21 protein-coding genes are annotated in these 26,546 nt (G+C 52.7%); 20 read left to right on the forward strand and 1 reads right to left on the reverse strand.

All coding sequences use genetic code 11. The annotated features are described in order from the left end of the window. Positions 1–108 precede the first annotated feature (108 nt). The 20 genes from HF324_RS11095 to HF324_RS11190 all read left to right on the forward strand — a co-directional run bounded on the left by HF324_RS11095 (position 109) and on the right by HF324_RS11190 (position 24,072). Positions 109–927 carry a hypothetical protein gene (locus tag HF324_RS11095; RefSeq protein WP_168859795.1) on the forward strand — a complete coding sequence of 273 codons (819 nt, stop codon included), beginning with the start codon at positions 109–111 and terminating at the stop codon, positions 925–927. 274 nt (positions 928–1,201) lie between these two features. Continuing rightward, positions 1,202–1,951, forward strand: coding sequence for a L,D-transpeptidase family protein (locus HF324_RS11100; RefSeq protein ID WP_168859796.1), 750 nt, complete (start codon positions 1,202–1,204; stop codon positions 1,949–1,951). 180 nt (positions 1,952–2,131) lie between these two features. Continuing rightward, the gene (locus HF324_RS11105) at positions 2,132–2,707 is read left to right on the forward strand and encodes a gluconate 2-dehydrogenase subunit 3 family protein (protein ID WP_168802529.1); all 576 of its coding nucleotides are present in this window, start codon (positions 2,132–2,134) and stop codon (positions 2,705–2,707) included. 76 nt (positions 2,708–2,783) lie between these two features. Further along, entirely contained in the window at positions 2,784–4,481 is a 1,698-nt protein-coding gene (locus HF324_RS11110) for a GMC oxidoreductase (protein WP_168802530.1), read from the forward strand. A 124-nt stretch (positions 4,482–4,605) separates the two neighbouring features. Continuing rightward, positions 4,606–6,303 carry a GMC oxidoreductase gene (locus tag HF324_RS11115; RefSeq protein ID WP_192023246.1) on the forward strand — a complete coding sequence of 566 codons (1,698 nt, stop codon included), beginning with the start codon at positions 4,606–4,608 and terminating at the stop codon, positions 6,301–6,303. Positions 6,304–6,415: 112 nt separating this feature from the next. Then, a complete protein-coding gene (locus HF324_RS11120; protein WP_168859797.1) occupies positions 6,416–8,224 on the forward strand; it encodes a glycoside hydrolase family 35 protein in 1,809 nt (602 codons plus the stop codon). A 376-nt stretch (positions 8,225–8,600) separates the two neighbouring features. Beyond that, entirely contained in the window at positions 8,601–9,044 is a 444-nt protein-coding gene (locus tag HF324_RS11125; protein ID WP_168802532.1) for a CBS domain-containing protein, read from the forward strand. Positions 9,045–9,269: 225 nt separating this feature from the next. Beyond that, entirely contained in the window at positions 9,270–9,746 is a 477-nt protein-coding gene (locus tag HF324_RS11130; RefSeq protein WP_220100724.1) for an NADH-quinone oxidoreductase subunit A, read from the forward strand. Between the two features lie 46 nt (positions 9,747–9,792). After that, positions 9,793–10,431 carry an NADH-quinone oxidoreductase subunit B gene (locus HF324_RS11135; protein ID WP_168802533.1) on the forward strand — a complete coding sequence of 213 codons (639 nt, stop codon included), beginning with the start codon at positions 9,793–9,795 and terminating at the stop codon, positions 10,429–10,431. 92 nt (positions 10,432–10,523) lie between these two features. Next, a complete protein-coding gene (gene nuoC, locus HF324_RS11140) occupies positions 10,524–12,269 on the forward strand; it encodes an NADH-quinone oxidoreductase subunit C/D (RefSeq protein WP_168802534.1) in 1,746 nt (581 codons plus the stop codon). Between the two features lie 190 nt (positions 12,270–12,459). Further along, on the forward strand, positions 12,460–12,924 hold the full coding sequence (nuoE, locus tag HF324_RS11145; RefSeq protein ID WP_168859798.1) for an NADH-quinone oxidoreductase subunit NuoE: 465 nt from the start codon (positions 12,460–12,462) through the stop codon (positions 12,922–12,924). 17 nt (positions 12,925–12,941) lie between these two features. After that, complete coding sequence (gene nuoF / locus HF324_RS11150) at positions 12,942–14,222, forward strand: NADH-quinone oxidoreductase subunit NuoF (RefSeq protein ID WP_168802536.1); 1,281 nt, start codon at positions 12,942–12,944, stop codon at positions 14,220–14,222. Then, positions 14,203–16,896: an NADH-quinone oxidoreductase subunit NuoG gene (gene nuoG, locus HF324_RS11155; RefSeq protein WP_168859799.1), complete on the forward strand. Its 2,694-nt coding sequence runs from the start codon at positions 14,203–14,205 to the stop codon at positions 16,894–16,896. Before nuoF ends, nuoG begins: the two co-directional genes overlap by 20 nt. Before the next feature lie 4 nt (positions 16,897–16,900). Further along, entirely contained in the window at positions 16,901–17,854 is a 954-nt protein-coding gene (nuoH, locus tag HF324_RS11160) for an NADH-quinone oxidoreductase subunit NuoH (protein ID WP_168802537.1), read from the forward strand. 24 nt (positions 17,855–17,878) lie between these two features. Beyond that, positions 17,879–18,394: an NADH-quinone oxidoreductase subunit NuoI gene (gene nuoI / locus HF324_RS11165; protein WP_168802538.1), complete on the forward strand. Its 516-nt coding sequence runs from the start codon at positions 17,879–17,881 to the stop codon at positions 18,392–18,394. 12 nt (positions 18,395–18,406) lie between these two features. Then, on the forward strand, positions 18,407–18,937 hold the full coding sequence (nuoJ, locus tag HF324_RS11170) for an NADH-quinone oxidoreductase subunit J (protein ID WP_168802539.1): 531 nt from the start codon (positions 18,407–18,409) through the stop codon (positions 18,935–18,937). Beyond that, on the forward strand, positions 18,934–19,242 hold the full coding sequence (gene nuoK / locus HF324_RS11175; protein WP_078670908.1) for an NADH-quinone oxidoreductase subunit NuoK: 309 nt from the start codon (positions 18,934–18,936) through the stop codon (positions 19,240–19,242). Before nuoJ ends, nuoK begins: the two co-directional genes overlap by 4 nt. A 31-nt stretch (positions 19,243–19,273) precedes the next feature. Next, entirely contained in the window at positions 19,274–21,169 is a 1,896-nt protein-coding gene (nuoL, locus tag HF324_RS11180) for an NADH-quinone oxidoreductase subunit L (RefSeq protein WP_168802540.1), read from the forward strand. A 25-nt stretch (positions 21,170–21,194) separates the two neighbouring features. Next, the gene (nuoM, locus tag HF324_RS11185; protein ID WP_168802541.1) at positions 21,195–22,646 is read left to right on the forward strand and encodes an NADH-quinone oxidoreductase subunit M; all 1,452 of its coding nucleotides are present in this window, start codon (positions 21,195–21,197) and stop codon (positions 22,644–22,646) included. After that, positions 22,633–24,072 (forward strand): NADH-quinone oxidoreductase subunit N, encoded by a 1,440-nt coding sequence (locus tag HF324_RS11190; protein WP_168859800.1) that lies wholly within the window; start codon positions 22,633–22,635, stop codon positions 24,070–24,072. Before nuoM ends, HF324_RS11190 begins: the two co-directional genes overlap by 14 nt. Here HF324_RS11190 and HF324_RS11195 read toward each other — a convergent pair. After that, positions 24,069–26,507 carry a TonB-dependent receptor domain-containing protein gene (locus tag HF324_RS11195; RefSeq protein WP_168802543.1) on the reverse strand — a complete coding sequence of 813 codons (2,439 nt, stop codon included), beginning with the start codon at positions 26,505–26,507 and terminating at the stop codon, positions 24,069–24,071. The genes HF324_RS11190 and HF324_RS11195 overlap by 4 nt on opposite strands. Positions 26,508–26,546 lie beyond the last annotated feature (39 nt).

Raw genomic sequence — 26,546 nt, forward strand, 5'->3', positions numbered from 1 at the left:
ATTACCTTAAAACATATATAATATTTAATTATTTATTTTATTTTTAATGTGAATTACTGATTCCATGAAAAATAAATTATTAATTTTTATTATGTAAATATATAGACAATGATACAGTATGTAAAAACACAAATGACCACCTGCGCCTTACTGGTTGCATCAGTAGTGCTGGCCTCCGCTTTCCGGGCAGATAAAGACATCCCGGGCGGTACTTATCTCTCTAAGATATCCTCTCCGGCGGGCAAAACCACGCTGGAATACAATTCGGACAAAACGCTCCGTAAAATCACGCAGGTACACCAGTCAGGAGGGGAATCCTGGCTGAGCATACAACTGCCGGTATATGAAAACGGCCGTCTTGTTAAAACGCTCTCCACGGATGATGCTACTGCGCAGACAGGCGACCTGGACGCTACCTACAGTTATGCTCCCGGCGGTAATCAGCTGCAACTGATTCACTATTACCGCAACAACGCGGTGTACACGACCGATTCCATAGTATACAGTGCGGAAGGAAAGATCACCGCCCGGTACCACCAGACAGTCAACCCTGTAAAAAGACAGCTGGAAACCAGCGGCTATCAGCTGTATACATGGGATAATGAGGGAAATGTGACACAAATGGAGAACTATGGTAAAGTACCGGGATACGGCAGCTTCCGGCTGACCTCTGCCGTCACCTACACCTATGACCGCCGGCAGAACCCGCAACAGCTTTGCCCGGACCTGGCCTACCTGATGGACATCACCCCGGCGAACCTGTCCGCCCACAACGTGCTGTCCGAAACCATCAGCACAACAAACGCGTCCCGCAGCTATACCCATACCTATACCTACGCCTACAACGCCAGCAAGTATCCGGTACGGGGCACCTTCCGCAACGGAATGGACGAAGGAACTGTTAAACTGGAATGGACGAAGCTCTGAGGATAACAATATTCGCGTAACTTTACGGGAACAATATTCTTATTAACTGTTTCGTTTTTTATGAGCATACAAACGCTGTTTGGCATACTGTTTCTATTGGGTGGGATTTTTCAGGCATTCACGGCCATATTGATTTACCAGGGACATAAGCACTATATACTGAAGATCGCCAACAGGAAAATAAGCATAGTGATATATTTCATTTTATCGCTCTTATTGTTTTATCTTGCCTATATAAATCTGGTGTAATTCTTAAAATTTTGTGAAATCTGATATGAAGAGACTTGTTGTTTTGGCTATGTTGTTGCTGGGGGCAGGTACCCTCTCTGCGCAACAGTCTTTCCTGGATAATCAGAAAATGTTCCCCAAAGTAGGGGAGGCTTACCGGGAAAAAGAAGAATTGCTGAAAAAGGAGTTTGAGAAAAAAGGACTCACTTATCCCGCCAAATACATTTTTGTCCGTTCTTTCAAGCTGGACAGTGAAATGGAAGTCTGGGTGAAAAACAGTGTGACCGATACCTTCCGCCTGTTTAAATCGTACCGGGTATGTACCCTGTCCGGGAAAATGGGACCTAAGAGAAAAGAGGGCGACCGCCAGGTGCCGGAAGGGTTCTATTATATCAACGACTTTAACCCGAACAGCAATTATCACCTGTCGCTCGGTATCAACTACCCTAACTTTTCCGACCGCATCCTGAGCGATCCGAAGAAGCCGGGTGGCGAAATCTATATCCATGGCGACTGTATCACGGTAGGGTGTATACCGCTGACCAACGAATTTATCGATGAAGTGTACATCCTGGCCGTAAATGCCAAAAATGCAGGGCAGGACTTTATACCTGTACACGTATTCCCCGTAAAATTCGGCAACAACCGGTCTATGGAGTACCTCGGCAACTTCTCCCTGACAGATAACTCCTCCAAACAGTTCTGGACGGAGCTGAAAACAGCGTACGACTATTTTGAGCGGCACCACCGTCTGCCCGTAGTAATGGTAGACGACAGAGGCAAATATATTATGTAGGCCGGGAAGCTATCCTGACCATTGATCCATAAAACGAAGATCCGGGCATATAATAAATTGCCCGGATCTTCGTTTTTTTCAACGATCCGCTATCTGTCACGCGTATTTCATCATTATTCTATTTGTTTTTTAGATTTTTTTTTTGAAACTTGTCCGAAGGTCAAATCAATATACTATTTTATGCACAGAAGAGACGCAATCAGGAATGTGGCGATTTTGTTGGGGACTGCCATTTCCGCTTCCACGTTATCAGCATTAGAAAGCTGCACCGGTTCCGCACCGAAAAACTATGATTTGCACAAGCCTGAAACGAAAGCGTTACTGGCTGAAATAGCGGAAACCATTATACCCACTACCAGTACTCCTGGTGCCAAAGCCGCCAAGGTCGACGAATTCATTGTGGTCATGATGAATGACTGCTACAAGAAAAGCGACCAGGACGTATTCCTGGATGGCCTGAAGAAAATCGATGCCGCCAGCCAGAAACAGTTCAAAAAGAACTTTATGGACATCACCCCTGAGCAGCGCACCGAATTACTGACCCAGATCGACAAGGAGCGGGTGGAGTACAACAAACGGAAAGACAAGAAAGAAGGCGATCCTACCCATTATTTCCAGTACCTGAAGGAGCTGACCCTGCTGGGTTACTTTACTTCCAAAGAAGGCGCTACACAGGCATTGCGCTATGTGCCGGTACCCGGTAAATATGAAGGCTGCATCCCCTATAAAAAAGGCGACAAAGCCTGGGCCGTTTAAGCGACGGTTGCAGACAAACGGAATGGCTGGCAGGTGCCGGCCTGTATCTTTCTTTTCAAACCCATAACGATTTACCATGAACTTAAATATCAAAGCACAGGAGCAGAACACCTACGATGCTATCGTCATCGGCTCCGGTGTAAGCGGTGGCTGGGCTGCCAAAGAGCTGACAGAAAAAGGACTGAAGGTATTGATGCTGGACCGTGGCAAGAAACTGGAACACGTGAAGGACTATGAAACGGCCACTAAAGATCCCTGGGAATTTACCCACCGGGGCCGCATTACCGTAGACCAGCGCGAAACCCATCCCAAACTCAGCCGCGATTACCCTTATAGCGAACACAACGAAAAATACTGGATCAACGATTCCCAAAGTCCGTACAACGAGGTAAAACGCTTCGACTGGTACCGTCCGGACATCGTAGGCGGTAAATCCATCATGTGGGGCCGTCAGTCCTATCGCCTGAGCGACATCGACTTTGAAGCCAACCTGAAAGACGGCATCGCTGTCGACTGGCCGATCCGTTATAAAGAGATTGCCCCCTGGTACGACTATGTAGAGAAATTCGCTGGTATCAGCGGTACGAAAGAAGGGCTGCCCCAGCTGCCCGACGGCCAGTTCATGCCCGCCATGGAAATGAACTGCGTGGAAAAAGACGTGAAAGCGGCCGTTGAAAGCAAATACAAAGGCCGTATCATCACTATGGGCCGTGTGGCCAACATCACCAAGCCGCTGCCCGGCCGCGAAAGCTGCCAGTTCCGTAACCTGTGCAGCCGCGGATGTCCGTTCGGCGCTTACTTCAGCACCCAGTCGTCAACTTTGCCGGCTGCCATGGCTACCGGTAACCTGACGCTTCGTCCTGATTCGATCGTCAACTCCGTGATCTACGACGAAAAACAAGGCAAAGCCACCGGCGTAAGAGTGATCGACAAACACACCAAAGAAATGGTGGAATACTACGCGAAGATCATCTTCATCAACGGTTCTACCCTCGGTTCCACCTTTGTGATGCTCAACTCCACCTCTTCCCGCTTCCCGAACGGACTCGGCAACGACAGTGGCGTACTGGGCAAATACCTGATGGACCATCACTTCCGTACAGGCGCCTCCGGTACCGCGGAAGGCTACGAAGACAAATACTTCTTCGGCCGCCGCGCCAACGGTATCTATGTGCCCCGCTACCGCAACATCGGTAACGACAAACGCGACTATCTCCGCGGTTTCGGTTACCAGGGCGGCGCCGGCCGTGGCGGATGGAGCCGTGGCATCGCCGAAATGGGCGTGGGTAAAGACTTCAAGGAAATGCTCACCGAACCGGGCCAATGGAGCATGGGACTCGGAGGCTTCGGCGAATGTCTGCCATACGAAGACAACGTAGTGACCCTCGATACCTCCGTGAAAGACGCATGGGGACAACCAGTCTTGAAATTCGATGCCGAATTCAAGGAAAACGAAAAGAAAATGCGCGTGGACATGATGAACGACGCTGCCGAAATGCTGGAAGCGGCCGGTCTCAAAAACGTGAAAACATACGATAACGGCTCTTATCCGGGTATGGCTATCCATGAAATGGGCACCGCCCGTATGGGTCACGATCCGAAAACTTCCGTGCTCAATGGCTTCAACCAGATGCACGCAGTGAAAAACGTGTTCGTAACAGACGGCTCCTGCATGACCTCTGCGGCCTGCGTAAACCCGTCCCTCACTTACATGGCGCTCACCGCCCGTGCTGCTGACTATGCCGTAAAAGAACTGAAGAAAGGCAACATCTAGGAACCATTTAGTTATTTAGATATTTGGTTATTTTTTGATTTAGTAAAATTTAGGGAAAATTGAAATGCAGCGGTGTCACTCGCTGCATTTCAGTTTTTAATTCCGTACTACACCCAACATTATCATGAATCTCAATATTAAAGCGACAAAGGAAAATACCTACGATGCCATCGTGGTAGGCTCCGGCATCAGCGGTGGCTGGGCCGCCAAAGAGCTCACTGAGAAAGGCCTAAAGACGCTGGTGCTGGAAAGAGGCCGCAACGTGGAGCATATCAAGGATTACACCACCGCTACCATGGACCCCTGGGAATTTAAACACCACCTGCAGACCAGCAACGAGATGCGGGAAAACCACCCGATCCAAAGCCGGTGTTATGCATTTGACGAAGCTACCCAGCAATTCTGGGTGAACGATAAAGAAAATCCGTACAACGAGGTAAAGCCGTTCAACTGGCTGCGCGGTTACCACGTAGGAGGCCGCTCCATCATGTGGGGCCGCCAGGTATACCGCTGGAGCGATCTTGATTTTGAAGCCAATGCCAAAGACGGTCACGGCGTCGACTGGCCGATCCGCTACAAAGACATCGCTCCCTGGTACAGCTACGTAGAGAAATACATCGGCGTAAGCGGACAGGCGGAAGGCCTGCCGCAACTGCCCGACGGCGTTTTCCTGCCTCCCATGGAGATGAACTGCCTGGAAAAACACGTAGCCGCCCGTATCAAAGAGAAATATAACGACCGCATCATGACCATCGGTCGTGCCGCCCACCTCACCAAAGGGCTGAATAACCGCGGCCCCTGCCAGTACCGCAGCATGTGCGCCCGCGGATGCCCTTTTACCGGCTACTTCAGCAGCAACGGCGTTACCCTGCCGGCTGCCGCCGCTACCGGCAACCTTACCCTGCGCCCGGACTCCATCGTACTGGAAGTGCTGTACGATAAGGACAAAAGCAAAGCGACCGGTGTAAGGGTCATGGACGCCCATACATTGCAAACAGTGGAATACTACGCTAATATCATCTTCCTGAACGCTTCTACGCTGGGTACCACCTGGGTCATGCTCAACTCCGTCTCCGACCGCTTCCCGAACGGTTTCGGCAACGACAGCGGACAACTGGGCCACAACCTGATGGACCACCACTTCGGTGTAGGCGCCGGTGGTGAATTCGACGGCTTCGAAGACCAATACCATGGCGCCGGCCGCAGACCCAACGGTATTTATATCCCCCGCTTCCGTAACGTAAACGAGCAAACGAAGCAGAAAGACTATGTCCGCGGTTTCGGTTACCAGGGCGGCGCCGGCAGAGGCAGAGGCGAAAGCTTCGAGGGCATCGGCGTGGCACTGAAGGAAGCACAGACAGGCCTCGGCAAATGGAGTATGGGCATCGGTTCCTGGGGCGAACACCTGCCTTATTTCGAAAACAAAGTATCGCTCAATAAAGAGAAAAAAGATAAATACGGTCTGGCTACCCTCGATATCGACTGCGAATTCAAAGAGAACGAAAAAGCTATGCGTAAAGACATGCAGGAGAGCGCCAAAGAAATGCTGGAAGCAGCCGGACTGAAAAATGTTCACGGCTACGACTCGGCACCGCCCCCGGGCCACTGTATCCACGAAATGGGCACCGCCAGGATGGGGAAAGACCCTAAAACGTCCGTGCTCAATGGTTTTAACCAGGTACATGCCGCCAAAAATGTGTTCATCTCCGATGGCGCCTGTATGGCATCCTCTTCCTGTGTAAACCCGTCCATCACCTACATGGCGCTGACAGCAAGAGCCTGCGACCATGCGGTGAGTGAACTGAAGAAAGGAAATATTTAATAGAATTACGAATTACGAATTACGAATTACGAATTACGAGGTTACTAGTATGCCAGGCAGCGAATTAACTCCCAATTCGTAATTCGTAATTCGTAATTGATATAAGTGAACCATGAAAAAAACAATACTTGCACTCGCTTTGTCCTGTTGCATAGGACAGGCCGTTTCAGCACAACAAAAACACACTTTTGCGCTCAGCAAATCGGAATTCCTCCTCGATGGTAAACCCTATCAGATGATCAGCGGGGAGATGCATCCGGCACGTATCCCGCAGGAATACTGGCGTCATCGCATTAAAATGACCAAAGCGATGGGCTGTAATACTATTGCCGCCTATGTGTTCTGGAACTACCATGAGCCGGTAAAAGGGCAGTTCGATTTCAGTAGCGGCAATCACAACATTGCTGAATTTATCCGTATCGCGCAGCAGGAAGGGATGTGGGTGATCCTGCGCCCCGGTCCGTACGTATGTGCGGAGTGGGAATTCGGCGGGCTGCCGCCGTATCTGCTGCAGACGCCCGATATCAAAGTACGGTGCATGGACCCGCGCTATATGGAAGCGGTGGACCGGTATGTGACGCGCCTTGCCGCCGAAGTGAAGCCGTTGCTCGTAACACAGGGCGGCCCGGTGGTGATGATGCAGATTGAGAACGAATACGGCAGCTATGGTAACGACAAAAACTACCTGAACGCACTTAAAGATCTGTGGGTAAAGAATGGCATCGATATCCCCTTTTATACGGCTGACGGTCCTACCGCTTACATGCTGGAAGCCGGCACCGTAGACGGCGCCGCTATAGGCCTGGACTCCGGCGGCTCGGAAGCTGACTTTGCGGCGGCCAGGAAACAAAATCCGGACGTACCGGCCTTCAGCAGCGAATCTTATCCCGGCTGGCTGACGCACTGGGGCGAAGGCTGGCAGCGCCCGGGGACGGAAGGTATTGTGAAAGAGGTGAAGTTCCTGATGGACACCAAACGGTCCTTTAACCTCTACGTGATCCATGGGGGGACCAATTTCGGTTACACCGCCGGCGCCAATTCCGGTGGCAAAGGATATGAACCGGACGTGACCAGTTACGATTATGATGCGCCCATCAACGAGCAGGGGAGGGCCACCCCCAAATACGAAGCATTGCGCCAGCTGCTGGCGTCTTATCTCCCGAAGGGAAAAAAATTACCTCCTGTGCCGGCCCCCATTCCGGCGATCAGTTTCCCGGAAGTGACTTTAACGCCCTTTACCAGCGTGTGGGACCATCTTCCGCAGGCGGTACATGACGTACAGCCCCGTCCTTTCGAGGCTTATGGCCAGGACTATGGCTTTATGCTGTATAAAACCACCCTCATCGGCCATAAAAGCGGAAAACTCTTGATCAGGGACCTGCATGACTATGCCACGGTGTTCCTCAACGGTCAGTACGTTGGTAAAATAGACCGCAGGCTGGGGGAGAAGTCCATTGATCTGCCCAAAACCAGCGTGGCCAATCCGGTACTGGAAGTGCTGGTGGAAGGCATGGGCCGTATCAATTTTGCCGACGGTATTATTGACCGGAAAGGCATTACAGAAAGGGTGACGCTCAACGGTATGACGCTGATGAACTGGGACGTGTACGGGCTGCCGCTGACCGAAAAGGACATAGCCGGGCTTACCGCCTCGTCCGGCAATACCGGCAAAGCCGGACAGTTTTTTAAAGGCACCTTCTCCCTGGACCAAACCGGCGACACGTACATTGACGTATCCGCCTGGAAAAAAGGGCTCGTATGGGTGAACGGGCATAACCTGGGCCGTTATTGGGAAATAGGCCCTCAGCACCGCCTCTATTGCCCGGCTTCCTGGCTGAAGAAAGGGAATAATGAGATTGTGGTGATGGACCTGCACCAGGATAAACCAGCAATAGTAAAAGGGCTGGAAACACTATATTAACAATATACCGAATGGTTGTAGCAAGGCCCGGGCTATTTTATGGTCCGGGCCTTGCCATGAAACATTCACGCCTCCATTCCTCTGAAAAAACAAACATACCTCCATTTCCCTTTTCCCCAAAAACAGCCTGAATAACATCGTTGCCCCGGGCGTGAGCCCGGGGAACCCTGGAATGCTGGAAAGAACCCTTTGGACCCTTTGCCCCCCGGAAAGCGCTACCCCCTTTGCCCCCGAGAGCGCAGGCATATTTCATCCTTTCGGCTGCAATCCGGTACTACGGCCCTGTGAGAATTCTCCCTTGATTTTACCGGTTAAATTGCTTAACTTAGGTAAAGTTGGTTTTTCACATTTTCTAACTTTCTAAATTAGGCTTGCCATGGGAAAAGTACGCAATATCCTGCAGGGCAAGGGTCATGCAGTTTACTCCATCCGACCAGACAACACTGTTTTTGAAGCCCTGCAGATGCTGGTTGACCGTAACGTAGGCGCACTCACCGTAGTAGATGAAGATGACAGGTTCCTGGGGATTTTTTCTGAAAGGGATTATGCCCGCAGGGTGATTTTAAAAGGTCGCGCTTCCAAGGAAACACTGATCCGTGAAATCATGACGGAACGCCCGATCACTGTTACAGAAGAAGATTCCATCGAAGACTGTATGGTGAAGATGACAGACAAACGTATCCGTCACCTGCCTGTTACCGATGCGCAGGGAAGACTGATCGGCCTTATTTCTATTGGAGACGTGGTGAAATTTATTATAGACGATCAGCGCCATATCATCACCAGTCTTGAATGTTATATTACCGGCACACATACATGATCAGGCAAAATCATTTTTGTTTTATTGCCGGATTGTTTGTAATTTCAGATAAACATATAGCCTATACCGTTATGAGGTTTCTGACGTTATGATAACTAACTATGAAACAATATTTTCTTCCTGCCCCAAAACGGTTTTGATTAAAGACACAATTCTTCAGAAGCAGACTCAAAAGATTGGTAATAAACGGAACTTTAAAGTCAATCGCTCGGGAGGGCGAACACCTTGCAAAGCGCTGTTAATGATACCATCCCTGTTTGGCCATTTGTAGCATATGGCGGCATAGTATTGATACTGGTAAGTCTCATACTGGCATTGTCGTATGTGCTTGGACAACGTCATAAAGACCGTGCTACCGGTGAAGCATATGAATCCGGTATCGTTTCCACGGGCTCCGCACGACTTCGCTTCCCCTCTCAATTCTACCTGATAGCCATGCTGTTTGTCATTTTTGACATTGAAACAGTATTGATCATTTCCTGGGCCATCGCCTACCAGGAAGTGGGATGGGTAGGCTTCGCAGGCGTATCTGTATTTATGCTCATCCTACTGGCCGTGTTGATATACGAGTGGCGGAATGGTGCGCTGGACTTCGGTCCGGATGGCCGGAAAATTTTACGCGCATACAAGAAACGCAAAAAGGAAAGCCAGGCACACAACGATGCTTTTACGCCGCTCCAACAGCAACAGGCCATGACCTAACACCGTATGCTCCGTGCTCATTGTTCAACAGTAACACCTGCATGATATGAAATGGTGGTTAACAAAAGCCGGGGACCCCGCTGGAAAAGTAGCTGGTAACACCTCCATGGAAGACGTGGTGCAGCAAAGCGTAGTATTTACCAGTGTAGAACGCCTCCTCGGCTGGGGACGGCAAAATTCCATGTGGCCCTTTCACTTCGGATTATCCTGTTGTTTTGTGGAGATGGCCACCGCCATGACACCCAAATACGACCTCGCCCGCTTCGGCGCGGAAGTGATCCGCGGTACCCCCCGCGAAGCGGACGTTATGATCATTGCAGGCACCGTATTCATCAAAATGGCGCCCGTTATCAAACGCCTTTATGAACAAATGATGGAACCCCGCTGGGTCATCTCTATGGGCTCCTGCGCCAACTCCGGCGGTATGTACGATATCTACAGCGTAGTGCAGGGCGTGGATAAATTCCTGCCGGTAGATGTGTATGTGCCCGGATGCCCGCCAAGGCCGGACGCTTTCATGCAGGGCCTGCTCCTGCTGCGCGACAGTGTAGGCAAAGAACAACGGCCGCTCAGCTGGGTCATCGGCGACCAGGGCGTGATACGCCCGGAAAAAACATCTCAACGGGAACGGCTGCACGATCAAAGACAACAAATGACACAATTTAAAACACCTGACGAAATATAAAATCTATTTACTAACAGTAACGGATATATGAATAATACTTAAAGTAACGGATCAATAATCACCTGTCCCCTCACAGTCAAACTTAATACGCCATGCCAGAGAGCATTGTAGCGGAATTAAGCTCCCGTTTCGGCGAAGATACCATCAAGCCGCTAACCACACGGGATGAGACGCCCACCCTCAGGACGCCACAGGAGAAGATTGTGGCCATACTACAATACCTTAAGTCGGAAATAAAAATGCCTTTTCGTATGCTCTATGACCTTACGGCCATCGATGAGCGTGCGTACAAAAAAGAGCAGAACGGCCACAAGCCCTACGATTTCACACTGGTATACACGCTCTTCTCCTTCGACAGAAATCAGTTTCTGCGCCTGAAAGTCGGCCTCCACGGCGAATTCCCTTCCCAGGACACCATCACCCACCTATGGCCTGCCGCCAACTGGTATGAAAGGGAAGTGTACGACATGTTTGGCATCCGGTTCAATGGCCATCCCCATCTGCAACGTATCCTGATGCCCCGCACCTGGCAGGGCCACCCCCTCCGCAAAGAGCATCCCGCCCGTGCTACCGAAATGGGACCTTTCAAACTTTTCGATGAAAAAGTGGACCAGGAACAGCACGCACTGCAGTTCAGCCCCGAAGAATGGGGACTGAAGCGGCACAGCGACGACGCCGACTTTATGTTCCTCAATATCGGCCCTCAGCACCCCGGCACACATGGCGTATTACGTATCATCCTGCAGCTGGACGGTGAAAATATCATCGACGCGGTACCCGATATCGGCTTCCACCACCGCGGCGCCGAAAAAATGGGCGAACGGCAGTCCTGGCATACCTATATCCCTTATACCGACCGTATTGACTATCTCGGCGGGGTCAACAACAACCTCGCTTACCTGCTGGCCGTGGAAAAACTCGCCGGCATCGAAGTGCCGCTGCGCGCCCAGGTGATCCGTATTATGCTCTGCGAACTGTTCCGTATCGCCAGCCACCTTGTATGGTATGGCACCTTTGCCCAGGACCTCGGCCAGCTGTCGCCTGTATTCTACATGTTCACCGACAGGGAACGGGTATTCGAGATCATCGAAGCCATTTGCGGCGGCCGCATGCATCCCAACTGGTTCCGCATAGGAGGCGTAGCACAGGACCTGCCCAAAGGCTGGGACACGCTGGTCAGAAATTTTGTGGACTACTTCCCGCGCAAACTGCGGGAGTACGACAAAATGGTCATGAAAAACTACCTGTTTAAAGTACGCACTAAAGGTATTGGTATCTATACGCTCGAAGAAGCCATAGAGTGGGGCGTTACAGGACCGGGGCTGCGCGCCTGCGGCCTCGAATGGGACCTGCGCAAGAAAAGACCCTATGGCGGCTACGAAAACTTCGCTTTCGAGATCCCGGTCGCTCACAATGGTGATTGTTACGACCGCGCGGTAGTACGGGTGGAAGAAATGAGGCAGAGCCTCCGCATTGTACAGCAGTGCCTGGAATATATGCCTGCCGGCGATTTTAAATCGCACCACCCGTTGGCTACCCCGCCGGTGAAACAACATACCATGCACGACATCGAAACACTCATACACCATTTCCTCAACGTCAGCTGGGGACCGGTCATCCCGCCGGGCGAAGCCATGGTATGCACCGAAGCCACCAAAGGCTGGAACAGCTATTATCTCGTCAGCGACGGAAATACCGGTTCCTACCGCACCCGTATCCGCACGCCGTCATTCCCTCATATGCAGATGATACCGCTCATCAGTAAAGGGTATACCGTGGCCGACCTGCTGTCGATACTGGGAGGGATGGACTATGTGCTGGCGGATATAGACCGGTGAGATTTAGAGATTTTGGGATTTTGGAATTTTGGGATTTTGGAATTTTGGGATTTGGGGGAGCGGGACTTGGCGATGAAGCTATCTGCTTACCGGAATATGACTGTTCGGCTATAGAAATATTGTATTAGAACTACAAAATGCACACGCAATAAAATATCAAAATAACAAAATTTCAAAATCCGTAAATGATATGTTGTCCGCCATCGAAATAGAGAAAATCTCACACGAGCTCCGGCATGTACCGGTGAAGAAGGCTGCCTGCATCGAAGCGCTCAAAATAGTGCAGCAGGAGCGGCGCTGGGTATCTGACGAAAGTGTGGCCGATATCGCTGCGATGCTGGAGATGAGCGCCGCGGAGGTGGACAGCGTGGCGACTTTTTACAATCTCATCTTCCGCAAACCGGTAGGCCGGCACATCATCCTGCTGTGCGACAGTATCAGCTGCTACGTGATGGGATATACGGCGCTACGGCAGCGGTTGCACGAAATACTGCTGATCGGCTACGGACAGACAACGGCCGACGAACGGTTTACCCTGCTGCCCAACGCCTGCCTCGGCACCTGCGATCACGCGCCGGCACTGATGATAGACGAAGACTTATACCGGGACCTCCAACCGGAAGATCTCGAACAAATACTGGAAAAATATCATTAAAACCAATCTGGTATACAATGGAAAGACCACTCACACAACATATTCCTGATAACGGCGCTGCCCTGCATCTCCGGGAGTACGAAGCCGTGGGTGGTTATTCCGCCCTGCGTAAAGCATTGCGGGATATGGAACCGGCGCAGGTCAGCACGCTGGTCAAAGAGGCCAACCTCAAAGGCCGCGGCGGCGCCGGTTTTGCTACCGGGATGAAATGGAGCTTTGTGCCCATGAATGTGCCCGGCCCGAAATACCTGATCGCCAACGCAGACGAAATGGAGCCAGGTACCTTTAAAGACCGCTGGCTGCTGGAGGGCAACCCCCACCAGCTGCTGGAAGGCATGATCCTGGCATCTTATGCCATCCAGGCTACCGACGCTTTCGTTTTCCTCCGCTGGGCTTATAAAGATGCAGCCCGCGAAATGCGCCGGGCTATCGCCGACGCCTATACGGCAGGGTACCTGGGAAAAAATATCCTCGGCAGCGCTTTCAGCCTCGAGATGCAGCTGCACACCGGTGTGGGCAGATATATGTGCGGTGAAGAAACCGCCCTGCTCAACTCACTGGAAGGCAAACGCGCCACCCCCCGCGCCAAGCCGCCGTTTCCGCAGGTAAGCGGACTGTTTGGAAAACCTACCATCGTCAACAATGTTGAAACCCTCAGCTGGATTTCCCACATCGTCAATAACGGCGAAGCGTGGTTTAAATCCCTGAGTTATACCGCCGACGGGGGTACGAAAATTTATGGCGTCAGTGGCAGGGTCAATAAGCCCGGTGCATGGGAGCTGCCAATGGGTATTACTATGCGCGAACTGTTGGAAGAACATGCAGGCGGTATGCGGAACGGCTACCGCTTCCGTGGGGCCCTGCCCGGTGGCGCATCCACTGATTTTCTGACGGATGCCCATCTGGATGTGAAAATGGATTTCGCCGGCGTGGCTGCCGCAGGCAGCAGGCTGGGTACCGGCACGATGGTCGTGCTCGACGATCGCACGTGCCCCGTCGGCTTTGTACATAACCTCGAACATTTTTTCGCACAGGAGTCGTGCGGCTTCTGTACACCTTGCCGGGAGGGACTGCCCTGGACGGAAAAAATATTATGGTCGCTGGAAAACGGTACCGGTGAGCCATCGGATCTGGAACTGCTGGAAAGGCATGCCAGACTGCTGGGGCCCGGCAACACCTTCTGCGCCCTTGCGCCGGGGGCCATGGAGCCCCTGCAGAGTGCCCTGAAGTACTTCAGGGAGGATTTCGAACAACATATCAAAGAAAAAAAATGCCCGTATGCCCATCATCAACATTGATAATATCCCATATGAGGTGAAGGAAGGCAAAAACCTGCTGGAAGCATGTTTGTCGCTCGGCCTCAACCTGCCGTACTTCTGCTGGCACCCGGCCCTCGGATCGGTAGGGGCCTGCCGCCAGTGCGCTGTCAAAATCTTTAAAGATGAACAGGATACCCGTGGCAGGCTGATGATGGCCTGCATGGAGCCGGTGAGAGAGGGTATGCGTTTATCCGTCAACGATAGTGACGCGGTCGCTTTCCGGGGTCATGTGATCGGCTGGCTCATGACCAACCATCCGCATGACTGCGCCGTATGCGACGAAGGTGGCTCCTGTCACCTGCAGGATATGACGGTAATGACCGGCCACGTATACCGTGACTACCATTTCTCCAAAAGGACGTACCGCAATCAGCAACTGGGACCTTTTATCAACCACGAAATGAACCGCTGCATCCAGTGCTATCGCTGCGTACGGTTCTATAAGGACTTTGCCGGCGGTAAAGACCTTGATGTTTTTGCTGCGCATAACCACGTTTATTTTGGCCGTCAGCAGGACGGTACGCTGGAAAGTGAGTTCAGCGGCAACCTGGTGGAAGTATGCCCTACCGGCGTATTCACCGATAAAACACTCAAACAGCATTATACCCGCAAGTGGGACCTGACCACGGCGCCATCCATCTGCCAGGGATGCGGCCTTGGTTGCAATATCATTGCGGGCGAACGTTACGGCTCCCTGCGGCAGATCACCAACCGCTACAACGGGGCGGTGAACGGTTATTTCCTTTGTGACCGTGGCCGTTATGGTTATGAGTTCGTCAACAGTAAAGACCGTATCCGTGAGCCGCTGGTGGTTCATTCACCGGACGACAGGGCCAACGGGCTGCCGGTGCTGCAACATGTGCGGAACCGAATGAAGCCGGGTAAGGTGATCGGCATCGGTTCCCCGCGGGCCTCTGTGGAATCCAACTATGTGCTGAAGGAACTGGTAGGAGCGGACAATTTTTATATCGGTATCGGGGAGACGGAACATGAGCTGGTCCGCCTGATGCTGGAACTGCTGCAGGAAGGCCCGGTACGGTCAGCCTCCATGCAGGAAGCCGCTGCCGCTGACGCGGTGGTGATCCTGGGCGAAGACCTCACCAATACGGCCCCTATGCTGGCGCTCTCTGTACGCCAGGCCATCCGGCGTATGCCGGTGGACCATGCCATCAGCAATATCCATATGCCTGCCTGGCAGGATGCGGCCGTGCGGGAGGCGGTACAGGACGACAAAGGGCCGCTCTTTATCCTGAACGTGGTGGAAACCAAACTGGACGAACTGGCTACCGGCGCCTATCATACCGCGCCTGATAATATTGCGCGTATAGCCTTTGCTGTTAGTCATCTGTTGGACGGTACCTTACCGGAAGTAACCGGCATGTCGGAAGAAGGGAGACAGGCGGCTGCTACCATCGCTGCTGCGCTCAGGGGGGCGAAGCGGCCGCTGGTAATAGCCGGCTATGGGGGCGGTAGCGAACAGGTGATCAGGGCTGCGGCCAACCTGGCCTGGGCCCTGAAACAGCAAGGCGCTGACGCCATGCTCTCTTTTACCGTACCGGAATGCAACAGCATGGGCCTCGAAATGCTGGGCGGCCATCGCCTGGAATCAGCGGTAGATGCAGTACTCAACGGTAACGCAGAGACAGTGCTGATACTGGAAAATGACCTGTACCGCCGGCTGGACCTGCATACGGCCAACCAGTTCTTCAACCACTGCAGAGAAGTGATCGTGCTCGATCATCTGCATAATCCTACTACCGAAAGAGCCAATATCGTACTGCCCGCCGGTACTTTTGCAGAGGCGGACGGCACGCTGGTCAACAATGAAGGCCGTGCACAGCGCTTCCTGCAGGTGTTTAACCCGCAGGGCGCCATACAGGAAAGCTGGCGCTGGCTGTTGCAGCTGGCGGACGTGTGCGGGCATACCTTCCTTCGCTCCCTGCTGCACTATGACGATCTGCTTAGGGCCATCGCAGCCCGATATCCGGTATTTTCCGGCATCGATACCATCACGCCGCCGGCAGATTTCCGCATCGCCGGTCAGAAGATACCCAGGGAGCCGCACCGTTACAGCGGGCGTACCGCCATGCTGGCCAATGTGAACGTCAGCGAACCCAAACCCGCGGAAGATGCTGACACCGCCCTGTCTTTCACCATGGAAGGATACCGGGGCGAACCACCTTCCTCCGTGATCCCCTTCTTCTGGGCGCCGGGCTGGAACTCGGTGCAGTCGGTCAACAAATACCAGGTAGAAACAGGCGGCCCCCTGCACGGCGGCAACCCCGGCAAACGCCTGCTGGAACCTAACGTAAACGGTCAAACGAAATTTTATACCAACATACCCGATCCTTTCATCCCGGTAGGGGGCCATCTGCTGCTGGTGCCGCTCTACCACATTTTCGGATCGGAAGAACTGAGCATTCATACGCCGGGCATCGCCCAGCGGATGCCTGCTCCCTATATTATGCTGCACAGCGAAGACGCGCATCGTTTTCAGGTGGCGGCAGGACATCTGCTTTATTTTATGGATAACGGACACCAGTACGCGCTGCCGGTCGTGATCAACGACACCCTGCAGAAAGGAGCCGCCGGCATCCCGGTAGGGCTGCCGCATATGCAGGTGGCGGAAGCGCCGCAGCTGGTTAAAATTTAAAGCTATGATAAACGCCTGGTGGATTATCGGAGGAGTACTCTTCGTACTGTTAAATACAGCCGCAGGACTGATATGGCTGGAACGCAGGATGCTGGCCCTGTGGCAGGACCGCTACGGCCCTAACAGGGCGGGGCCCTTCGGCCTGTTTATCGTATTGGCAGACACGCTGAAGCTGTTCTTTAAAGAAGACTGGATCCCTCCGTTTGCCGATAAAGTGGTGTTTGTATTTGCGCCGGCCGTAGTGGTGGCCAGTGTATTGATGAGTTTTGTGATCGTGCCGTTTGCCCCCAATATTGTGGTGGCGGACCTTAATATCGGCATTCTCTTTTTCCTCGCCATGTCGTCGCTAGGCGTGTACAGCATCGTGCTGGGCGGCTGGGCTTCCAACAACAAATACGCCCTGCTGGGCGCCATGCGTGGCGCTTCGCAGATGATCAGCTATGAAGTGTTCATGGGACTGGCGCTCATGGGCGTAGTGGTGCTCAGCGGCAGTTTTAACCTGCAGCAGATCGTGGAGGCGCAGCGTACGGTATGGTTCATCGTCCCGCAACTGCTGGGGTTCCTCATTTTTATGGTAGCGGGTATTGCCGAAACACACCGGCTGCCGTTTGATATTCCCGAAGCGGAAAGTGAGCTGGTGGCGGGCTTTCACTCAGAATATTCCGGGATGAAATTCGGGATGTTTTTCATCGGTGAATACCTGGGCGTGACACTTATCTCCGCCATGGTGGTAACGCTCTACTTCGGAGGCTGGCTCGGCCCCGCCTTCCTGCCGCCAGTGGTGTGGTTTGCCATTAAAACGTTTGCTTTCATCTCCCTGTTCATCCTGCTGCGGGCATCCATGCCACGGCCGCGGTATGACCAGCTGATGGAATACGGATGGAAAGTGTTGTTTCCGTTATCGTTGCTCAACCTGTGGGTGACGGCAGCGATCAAGCTCTGGTTAATATCCAAATAATTAAATAACTAAATATCAAAATATATGTTTAGTCTATTGCGCAGTATGTGGCTCGTGTTTCTGCATATGTTCCATAAGCGGGACACTTACCAGTATCCCGAACAGAAGGCGCCGCTGCCGGCGCGGTGGAGAGGGCGTATCGCTCTCACACGGGACCCTGACGGTGAAGAACGTTGTGTTGGCTGTTATCTCTGCGCAGCCGCCTGTCCGGTGGACTGCATCTCTTTACAAGCCACGGAAGATGAACACGGGCGCCGCTACCCGGAATTTTTCCGGATCAATTTTTCCCGCTGCATCTTCTGCGGGTTCTGTGAAGAGGCTTGCCCTACCTACGCTATACAGCTGCTACCTGATTTTGAAATGGCGGAATATAATCGTCAGAACCTGGTATATGAAAAGCATGACCTGCTGATACCGGGCCAGGGCAAGTACCCTGGATACAACTATTACAAGGTCGCCGGTTTGGCTATTAAGAACAAAGACAAAGGAGAAGCGGAACAGGAAGAACCACCGGTAGATATCAAAAGCCTGTTACCATAAAACAGCAATATCATGGACATCGCATTTATCGTAGCGGCATTAATAGCCGTGGCGGCTACGGTGAGGGTCGTCACCTGCTATAATATCATGCACGCGTTGTTATATCTCGTGGTATCGCTGCTGGCGGTGTCGGTGGTATTATATACGTATGGTGCGCCGTTTATGGCAGTGCTGGAGATCATCATTTATGCCGGCGCTATCATGGTGCTCATTATCTTTTTTGTAATGATGCTGAACCTCGGGCTGGAAACCGCCGAGCACGAGAAAGCCTGGCTACGGCCACGGATATGGATTGTGCCGGGGGTGTTTTGCCTCGTGCTGCTGGGGGAACTGCTGTACCTGATCGTGCAGAACAAACAGCCAGCCGCAGGTATACAGGTGGTGCCACCCAAACAGGTAGGCATGGCCTTGTTCGGCCCTTACCTGATAGCTGTGGAACTGACGGGCATTCTGTTGATGGCCGGCATAGTGGGAGCTTATCATCTCGGACGGCAACATAAGAAAACCTTACATCGATTTCTTGAAAATAATCTGAACACATGAACCTGCATCCTACAACAGCGGGCCTGTTACTGGCCGGTATCCTGTTTGTGCTGGGGCTGATCAGCGTATTGATCCGGCGCAATATCATCTTTATGTTGCTGTCAGTGGAGATCATGCTCAACGCAGCCGGACTCGCTTTTGTGGTGGCCGCTTCCCACTGGGGGCAGGCCGACGGGCAGGTGATGTTTATGTTCATCCTCGCGATGGCTGCTGCGGAAGTGTCGGTGGGGCTGGCGCTGATATTACAGTTATATCATCAGCTCCGCACGCTGGATAGTGACGAAGCCAGCAGGATGAACGGTTAATTAATCCTTATCACCATTAAAACTTTGCCAGATGCTGCCTGCACTCATACCTGCCATTCCTTTTCTCGGCGCATGTATACTCATGCTTTGCTGGAAACGTGTAAGCCGTACTGCCGTTACCGTGATCGGCTGCGGCAGCGTGGCGCTGTCGGCGTTAGTAGCGCTGGCAGTGGCGGCGGCGGTGGCTGCTGCCGGCAAAGAGCCGGTGGTGCAGCATGTATGGCAGTGGGTACAGGTGCCGGGCTTCGCTGCGGGCATCGATTTCCGCATGGATGCTTTGTCGGTGGTGTTTGTACTGGTGATTACCATTGTTGGCTTTTTAATTCATGTATATGCTACCGGTTACATGCAGGATGATGAAGACTATGGCCGTTTTTTCGCCTGCATGAACCTGTTTGTCGGCTCCATGCTGGTACTGGTGATGGCAGACAATCTCCTGTTATTATACCTCGGCTGGGAAGGCGTGGGGCTCTGCAGTTACCTGCTGATCGGCTTCTGGTATAAAGACCCTGCCAATAACTACGCGGCGCGCAAAGCCTTTATTGTGACCAGAGTAGGGGATACGGCGATGGCCATCGCCCTGTTCCTGCTGTTTGAGCACATGGGCACGCTCAATATACAGCGGCTGTTACAGGAGGCGCCGGTATTGTGGGCGAAGGGTGATCCGATGGTGACGCTGATCGCGTTGCTGTTGCTTGGCGGCGCCGTGGGCAAGTCGGCACAGCTGCCGCTGCAAACATGGCTGCCCGATGCCATGGCAGGCCCCACACCGGTGAGCGCACTGATACATGCCGCTACCATGGTGACGGCCGGCGTATACCTGATCGCACGTATGCATGTGGTCTTTGAACTGTCTCCCGCCGCACAAACGGCGACGGCGGTGATAGGCGCCCTCACGCTGCTGATGGCGGGCGTCAGCGCGCTGGTGCAGACAGACATCAAACGAGTGCTGGCTTATTCCACCATCAGCCAGATAGGATATATGTTCCTCGCACTGGGATGCGGCGCCTGGTCGGCCGCCATCTTCCATTTTGTGACGCATGCGTTTTTCAAAGCGTTGTTGTTCATGGGAGCGGGCGCGGTGATTGTGGCATTGCATCATGAGCAGGACATGTTTAAAATGGGCGGACTGAAAAAGCTGCTGCCCGGTGTTTTCTGGGTGTTCCTTATCGGTTGCGCATCGCTGACAGCCGTCCCTTTTGTTACGGCAGGTTTTTACAGCAAAGACCAGATCATCTGGCTGTCACTCGCGGCAGCCGGCGGGCATAAAGCCTATTGGCTGGCGGGTATGCTGGGGGCTTTGCTGACAGGCATGTACACTTTCCGTATGTTTTTCCTGGTCTTCTACGGGGAAGCCAAAACGAAAGTACATCATATACCCGGCCCCGTGATGATGGTGCCATTGTATATCCTCGCGGTATTGTCTACCGTTGCCGGGTTTATAGAACTGCCGCACACGCTGGGGCATGTGGCCCTGTTCAGCCACTGGTTGCTGCCGGTGTTGCCGGCGGTGCAGCTGGCAACAGACAGCGTGGCCCTGGAATGGATGTCGCAGCTAATATCGGCTGTGCTGGCGCTGGGGGGTATCTGGCTGGCTTATATGTGGGTGATCAGAAGGCCGCAGGGTATGGTGGACTTCCTCAGCATGCCGGGGCAGGTATGGCTGCAGGGCTGCTGGCGGCGCGGCTGGGACATGGACGCGCTGTATGACGCGCTGATCGTGCAACCATTTGTTTATCTCTCTAATGTCAATCGAAAAGACCTGATCGATAAAATATATACCGGAACGGCGCAACTGATGGAGGCTTGTCATAACCTGATGGCGCGTACGCAAAGCGGTATTCTCCGCTGGTATATCATGGGCGTGGTATTGGGCGCGGTAGCCATCCTGTCGGTATTGATATGGCGGCTGCATATGGTCTCCTAACGTTAACGGTTAAATGTAGAAACAAATGATTCTCCTGTTACTGATCATCATCCCGTTGGCCGGAGGGCTGCTGTCCTGGATAGCGGCGGCACGGAACACGTTGTGGCCGAGATATATAGCGCTGGCCTGCCTGCTGGCGGACCTGGCGGTAACGGCGCAGATATGGGCTACCTATCCTGCATCCGGCGGCCAGTGGTTGTACCAGTACAAAACGGATTGGGTGCCGCATTTTGGCATCAGCCTGAACCTGGCCATGGATGGCCTGTCTTTGCTGATGCTGGTGCTCACCTTTTTTCTCGGGGCGCTGGCCGTGCTGATCTCCTGGAAAGAAATCAACCAGCGGGTAGGTTTCTTTCATTTTAATCTGCTGTTTGTGCTGGCAGGTATCACCGGTGTGTTTCTTACCATGGATCTTTTTCTCTTTTATTTTTTCTGGGAGATGATGCTGATACCGATGTATTTCCTGATCGGTATCTGGGGACATGAGAACAGGGAATATGCGGCCAATAAGTTCTTCATTTTTACACAGGCCGGCGGCTTGTTGATGTTGCTGGCTATCCTGGCGCTGTATTTTATTCACGGTGCTAACACCGGCGTATATACGTACGATTATTTCTCCCTGCTGAACACACCTATGCAGCAGGAAACGGCCCGCTGGCTGATGTTGGGCTTCCTCATCGCTTTTATGGTGAAGCTGCCGGCCGTTCCTTTTCATACCTGGCTGCCGGATGCACACACCGAGGCGCCTACGGCCGGCAGCGTAATTCTGGCGGGGCTGCTGCTAAAGACAGGGGCCTATGGTATCCTGCGGCTGGTATTGCCGCTGTTCCCGGAAGCATCGGCCTACTTTGCGCCGTGGATCATGTTCCTCGGGGTGCTGGGCATCATTTACGGCGGTATGCTGGCTTATGCGCAGACAGACCTGAAGCGGCTCATCGCCTATACGAGCGTGAGCCACATGGGGTTTGTACTGGTAGGGGCATTTTCTTTTAATGCGCTGGCTTACGAAGGGGTGGTGATGCAGATGATCGCGCACGGTATAAGCACCGGCGCCTTGTTTATCATCGCCGGCGCGCTGTATGAGCGTATCCATACCCGCAACATCCTGGAGATGGGCGGACTATGGTCCAAAATGCCGGTAATGGGCAGCGCGACAATGATCTTCGTGATGGCGTCGCTGGGGCTGCCGGGGCTGGGCAATTTTGTGGCGGAATTCCTTATCCTAATGGGCAGCTGGCAGGCCAACCGCTGGATCACGGTGTTTGCGGCCATCGGCCTCGTGGTGGCCACTGCCTATTCACTGCGCATCATGCAGAAAGTATTCTTCGGACAGGGAACCCGGCAGTACACTTTGTCCGATCTCAACAAACGGGAGCTGGTGATCATCGTAGCACTGGTGATGGCCATTCTTTTACTGGGATTACATCCGCAACCGGTTTTGAAAACTTCACAAAAAACAGATTATGTCGTTCGCTGATTTCATAAGCCTTGGGCCATTGATCACCCTGTTCACGGCAGTGGTGATCTCCATGCTGCTGATCGCCATTAAACGTAATCACCGCATCACGTATGCCTTTTCCTTGCTGGCCTACCTGATGGCGCTGACGGCTATCATCCCGGCGGCGTTGTATATCCCGCATACCGTGCCGCCGCTGCTGGTTGTGGACGAGTTTTCACTCTTTAATACCGGGCTGGGGCTCACGTCGGGTTTCATCATCCTGCTGTTATCCTACAATTATTTTGAAGAAAGGGAAGAACGCAAGGAGGAGTATTATCTCCTGTTGCCGCTGGCCACCACCGGGGCTTTGGTATTGGTGGTAAGCCGGCATTTTATGTCACTGTTCCTGGGCCTGGAAATACTCAGTATCAGCCTGTATGGACTGATCGCATATCTCCGGGCCCGCGAACGCTCAGATGAGGCAGGCATCAAATATCTTATCCTGGCGGCATTGTCCTCTGCTTTCCTGTTATTTGGTATGGCGCTCGTGTATGCGTTCACGGGGCATATGGATTTTCCGGGTATCGGCGCTGCGCTGCGGCAGGCAGGATATATACCGGTGACTGTGCTGGCGGGCTTCGGCATGATGCTGATCGGCATCGGCTTCAAACTGGGCGTAGTGCCGTTCCACATGTGGGCGCCGGATATCTACGAAGGCGCGCCGCTGCCGGTATCGGCCTTTATCGCTACTATTTCAAAGGGGGGAATGCTGGTGGTGCTGATCCGTTTTTATGTGGATATTCACGGCAACGACTACTCGATGATATGGTGGATGCTGGCTATTGTGGCGGTGGCTTCCATGTTTGCGGGCAACTGGCTGGCGCTGACGCAGCAGAATATCAAACGTATCCTGGCTTATTCTTCTATCGCCCATATGGGCTACATTCTGGTTGCTTTTCTTTCAGGTGTGCAAACGGGGCTGGAAGCGATTTCTTTCTACCTGGTGGCCTATTTTATTACCAGCATCGGCGCCTTCGGAGTGCTGATCGTAATGAGCAGCAGCGTACAGGACGCGGAAACGCTGGACGATTACCGTGGTATGTTCTGGCGCTATCCCTGGGTGGCGACGGTATTTACCGCAATGTTGCTGTCGCTGGCGGGCATACCGCTGACGGCGGGCTTTATCGGCAAGTTCTATATCGTGATGGCCGGGGTGAACGGGCACATGTGGTTCCTGTTGTTTATGCTGGTCATCAACAGTGTGATCGGCCTGTATTATTATATCCGCATTATTGCCATGATGTTTAAAGCACCGGCTACAGGGGAGGTGACGTATATCAAGCCCTCGCTGCCTGTAGCCGGTAATATCACGCTGATGTTGCTGACGCTGGTACTGATAGGATTGGGGGTATATCCCACCGCGATGATGCAACTGATCCAGCAGATGATGAAAATGATCGTTTAACCTGCCCTTTTCTGTTCGTCGCTGGTACCGGTTTTCCTTTCGCGGGCTGCTTTAATGCTGCTGTTGCCGAAGCGGTAGCTGAAGTAGATGCTGGCGGTCCTGAACTGCCACGTGTTAAAGATGTGCAGTGCCAGGTTGCTGTATTGTGCAATACCCCTGTAGGATTCATTCCGAAGGATATTGTTGTAGTTGAATTTAATGGTGGCTTTTTTGTCCCAGAATGTTTTCTGTATGCCCAGGTTCAGGTTGTACTCATTATAACCTTTAAAGATGGCGTACACAAAAGGGGAGTTATAATACCCGGCCACCTCCAGCTTAAAGTCTTTCGGCAGCGTAATGGTGTTGGTGCTGTTGAAGCTGTAAGTGAAGCTGCTGGTCATCTCCGGCTGGTTCTTGTTATTGGTGAAGTAGTAATCGTTGTAAGCGGCGTTCAGGTTGTTGTCGCTCATCCACCACTTGGTGACCTGGAAAGGCAATGTTACGGCGAGGCTGTACACGTGGCTTTTCTTGTAGTTCATCAGCGTGCTGGTGGATGTTTTGGCGCTGTCGTCCTGGTACAGGAACTCGTTGATCACGTCGGTGGTGCGGTTGTATCCCAGCGTAGCGATGTATTTGTCTTTGAAGGTATATGCCAGTTCTACGTTGTTGGTGTACTGCGGTTGCAGGTAGGGGTTGCCCCTGAAAAACGTGTACCGGTCGAGATAGAACATGAACGGGTTCAGCTGCCCGTATTCCGGGCGTTCGATACGGCGGGAGTAGGCGAGGCTGATTTTGTTGTTGTCGTTCAGCTTCTGATCGATGGTAAGGTTGGGAAAGAAGTCGGTATAATGGCGCTTTACCTGGCTTTTCAGGGTTACGGAGTAACCGTCCGATTGTGTGTTTTCCACTCGTAAGCCTGCCTGGATGCCGGTTTTTGGCGTCAGTTGTTTTTTATAGCTGGCGTAGGCGGCGTACACGTCTTCCTGGTATTTGAATTCATTGCTCTGGCTGGGCGCGAAGATATATTCGCCGTTTTTGAGGGAATCATAGGCCAGTCTGTTGGCAGTGGTCACCAGGCTGGCTTTTACGCCGGCTTCCACTTTCCCGTTTTTGCCCAGCGGCCAGGCGAAATCGCCTTTCAGGCTTTTGATGGTGATCTGCGTGCCGCCCTGGTTGCGGATGCCGTTTGGATTGCGTACCCGCTGGCTTTTTACATCCAGCATACTGTCATTCAGCACCAGTGCCCTTTCGGAGTTAAAGCGCGCATAATCTGCGTCTACGCTGTATTCCCGGCCTGCGGTGTCCAGCACGGCTTTATAGTTCAGGTTGATGGCGATATTATTGAAGCGGTTGTTGTTGGTCGTGTAGGAGTTCACCAGGGAATCAGCCGGGGCGCCCGGTTTGTTCATAAAATAGGTGTTGCTGTAGATCTGGTTGCTGAAGCGGTTTTTAAACCCGTTCACGATGAAGCCTACGGTATGTTTGTCGTTGAGGAAATAATCAAAACCGATTTTGGCGGCGTTGCGCTGAAAACGGTTGCGTTGAAAGATATCCTGTGTTTGTTCGGTCACCACTCCTTTATCGTTGAAGGCCCTGCTGTATTTGCGGGTGATCTGGAAGGGGCGGTCTGTGCGGCCGAGATCGCCGAACAGGTTGAATTTGGTGGTGCGCCAGTTGAAGGTGCCATTGGCGCTGTAGGTACCGTAGCGGGACTGGGAAAGGGTGGCATTCACGGTACCGTTGATACCGGTGAGTTTGCCTTTTTTTGTTTTTATGTTGATAATACCGCCGTTACCGGAGGCATCGTACTTAGCGGAGGGGCTGGTGAGAATTTCTATCTGGGAGATCGATTCGCCGGGAGTGTTTTTCAGGAGGTTGGTCAGGTCTTCCCCGCTGAGGTAGGTAAGTTTTCCGTCAATCATCACGGTGACGGTCTGCCCTTTCATTTTCACATTTTCATTATTGTCGATCTGCACGCCTGGGGCTCTTTTCAGGATGTCGAGGGCGCTGTTGCCGACGGCGGTCACGCTGCTTTCCACGTTGAGCACCGTTTTGCCGGCGCTTTTCTCTATGAAGGGCCGGGTGGCGGTCACATTCACCGTTTGCAGGCTTTTAGACAGCGGCTGCAGGGCGATGGCCGGTACGGCTATGTTGGTATGGGAGGCGTCTATGGTAAAATTGGCGGCATATTGTGTGGTAAAACCCATCTGGGATACCTGCAGGAAGTACTGGCCGAAAGCTATTTTCTCGAAACGGCCTTCGCCTGATTCGGAAGACATCTCGCCTTTCACCTGCGCAGAGTCCTGCGTTTTACGCAAAAGTACGCTGGCAAAGGGAAGCGGCTTGCCGGCGGCGTCTGTTATTTTAAAGGAAATGGTGCCGGTAGGGTTTTTTTGTGCAAAAGCGTACATGACAGCGGACATAAGTATCCCCAGCACGATGATGAATTTTTTCATACGACCGTTTAGATTTTCTCAGAAGCGATTCCAATAAGT

The organism is Chitinophaga oryzae (assembly GCF_012516375.2).
Classification (GTDB): Bacteria; Bacteroidota; Bacteroidia; order Chitinophagales; family Chitinophagaceae; genus Chitinophaga; species Chitinophaga oryzae.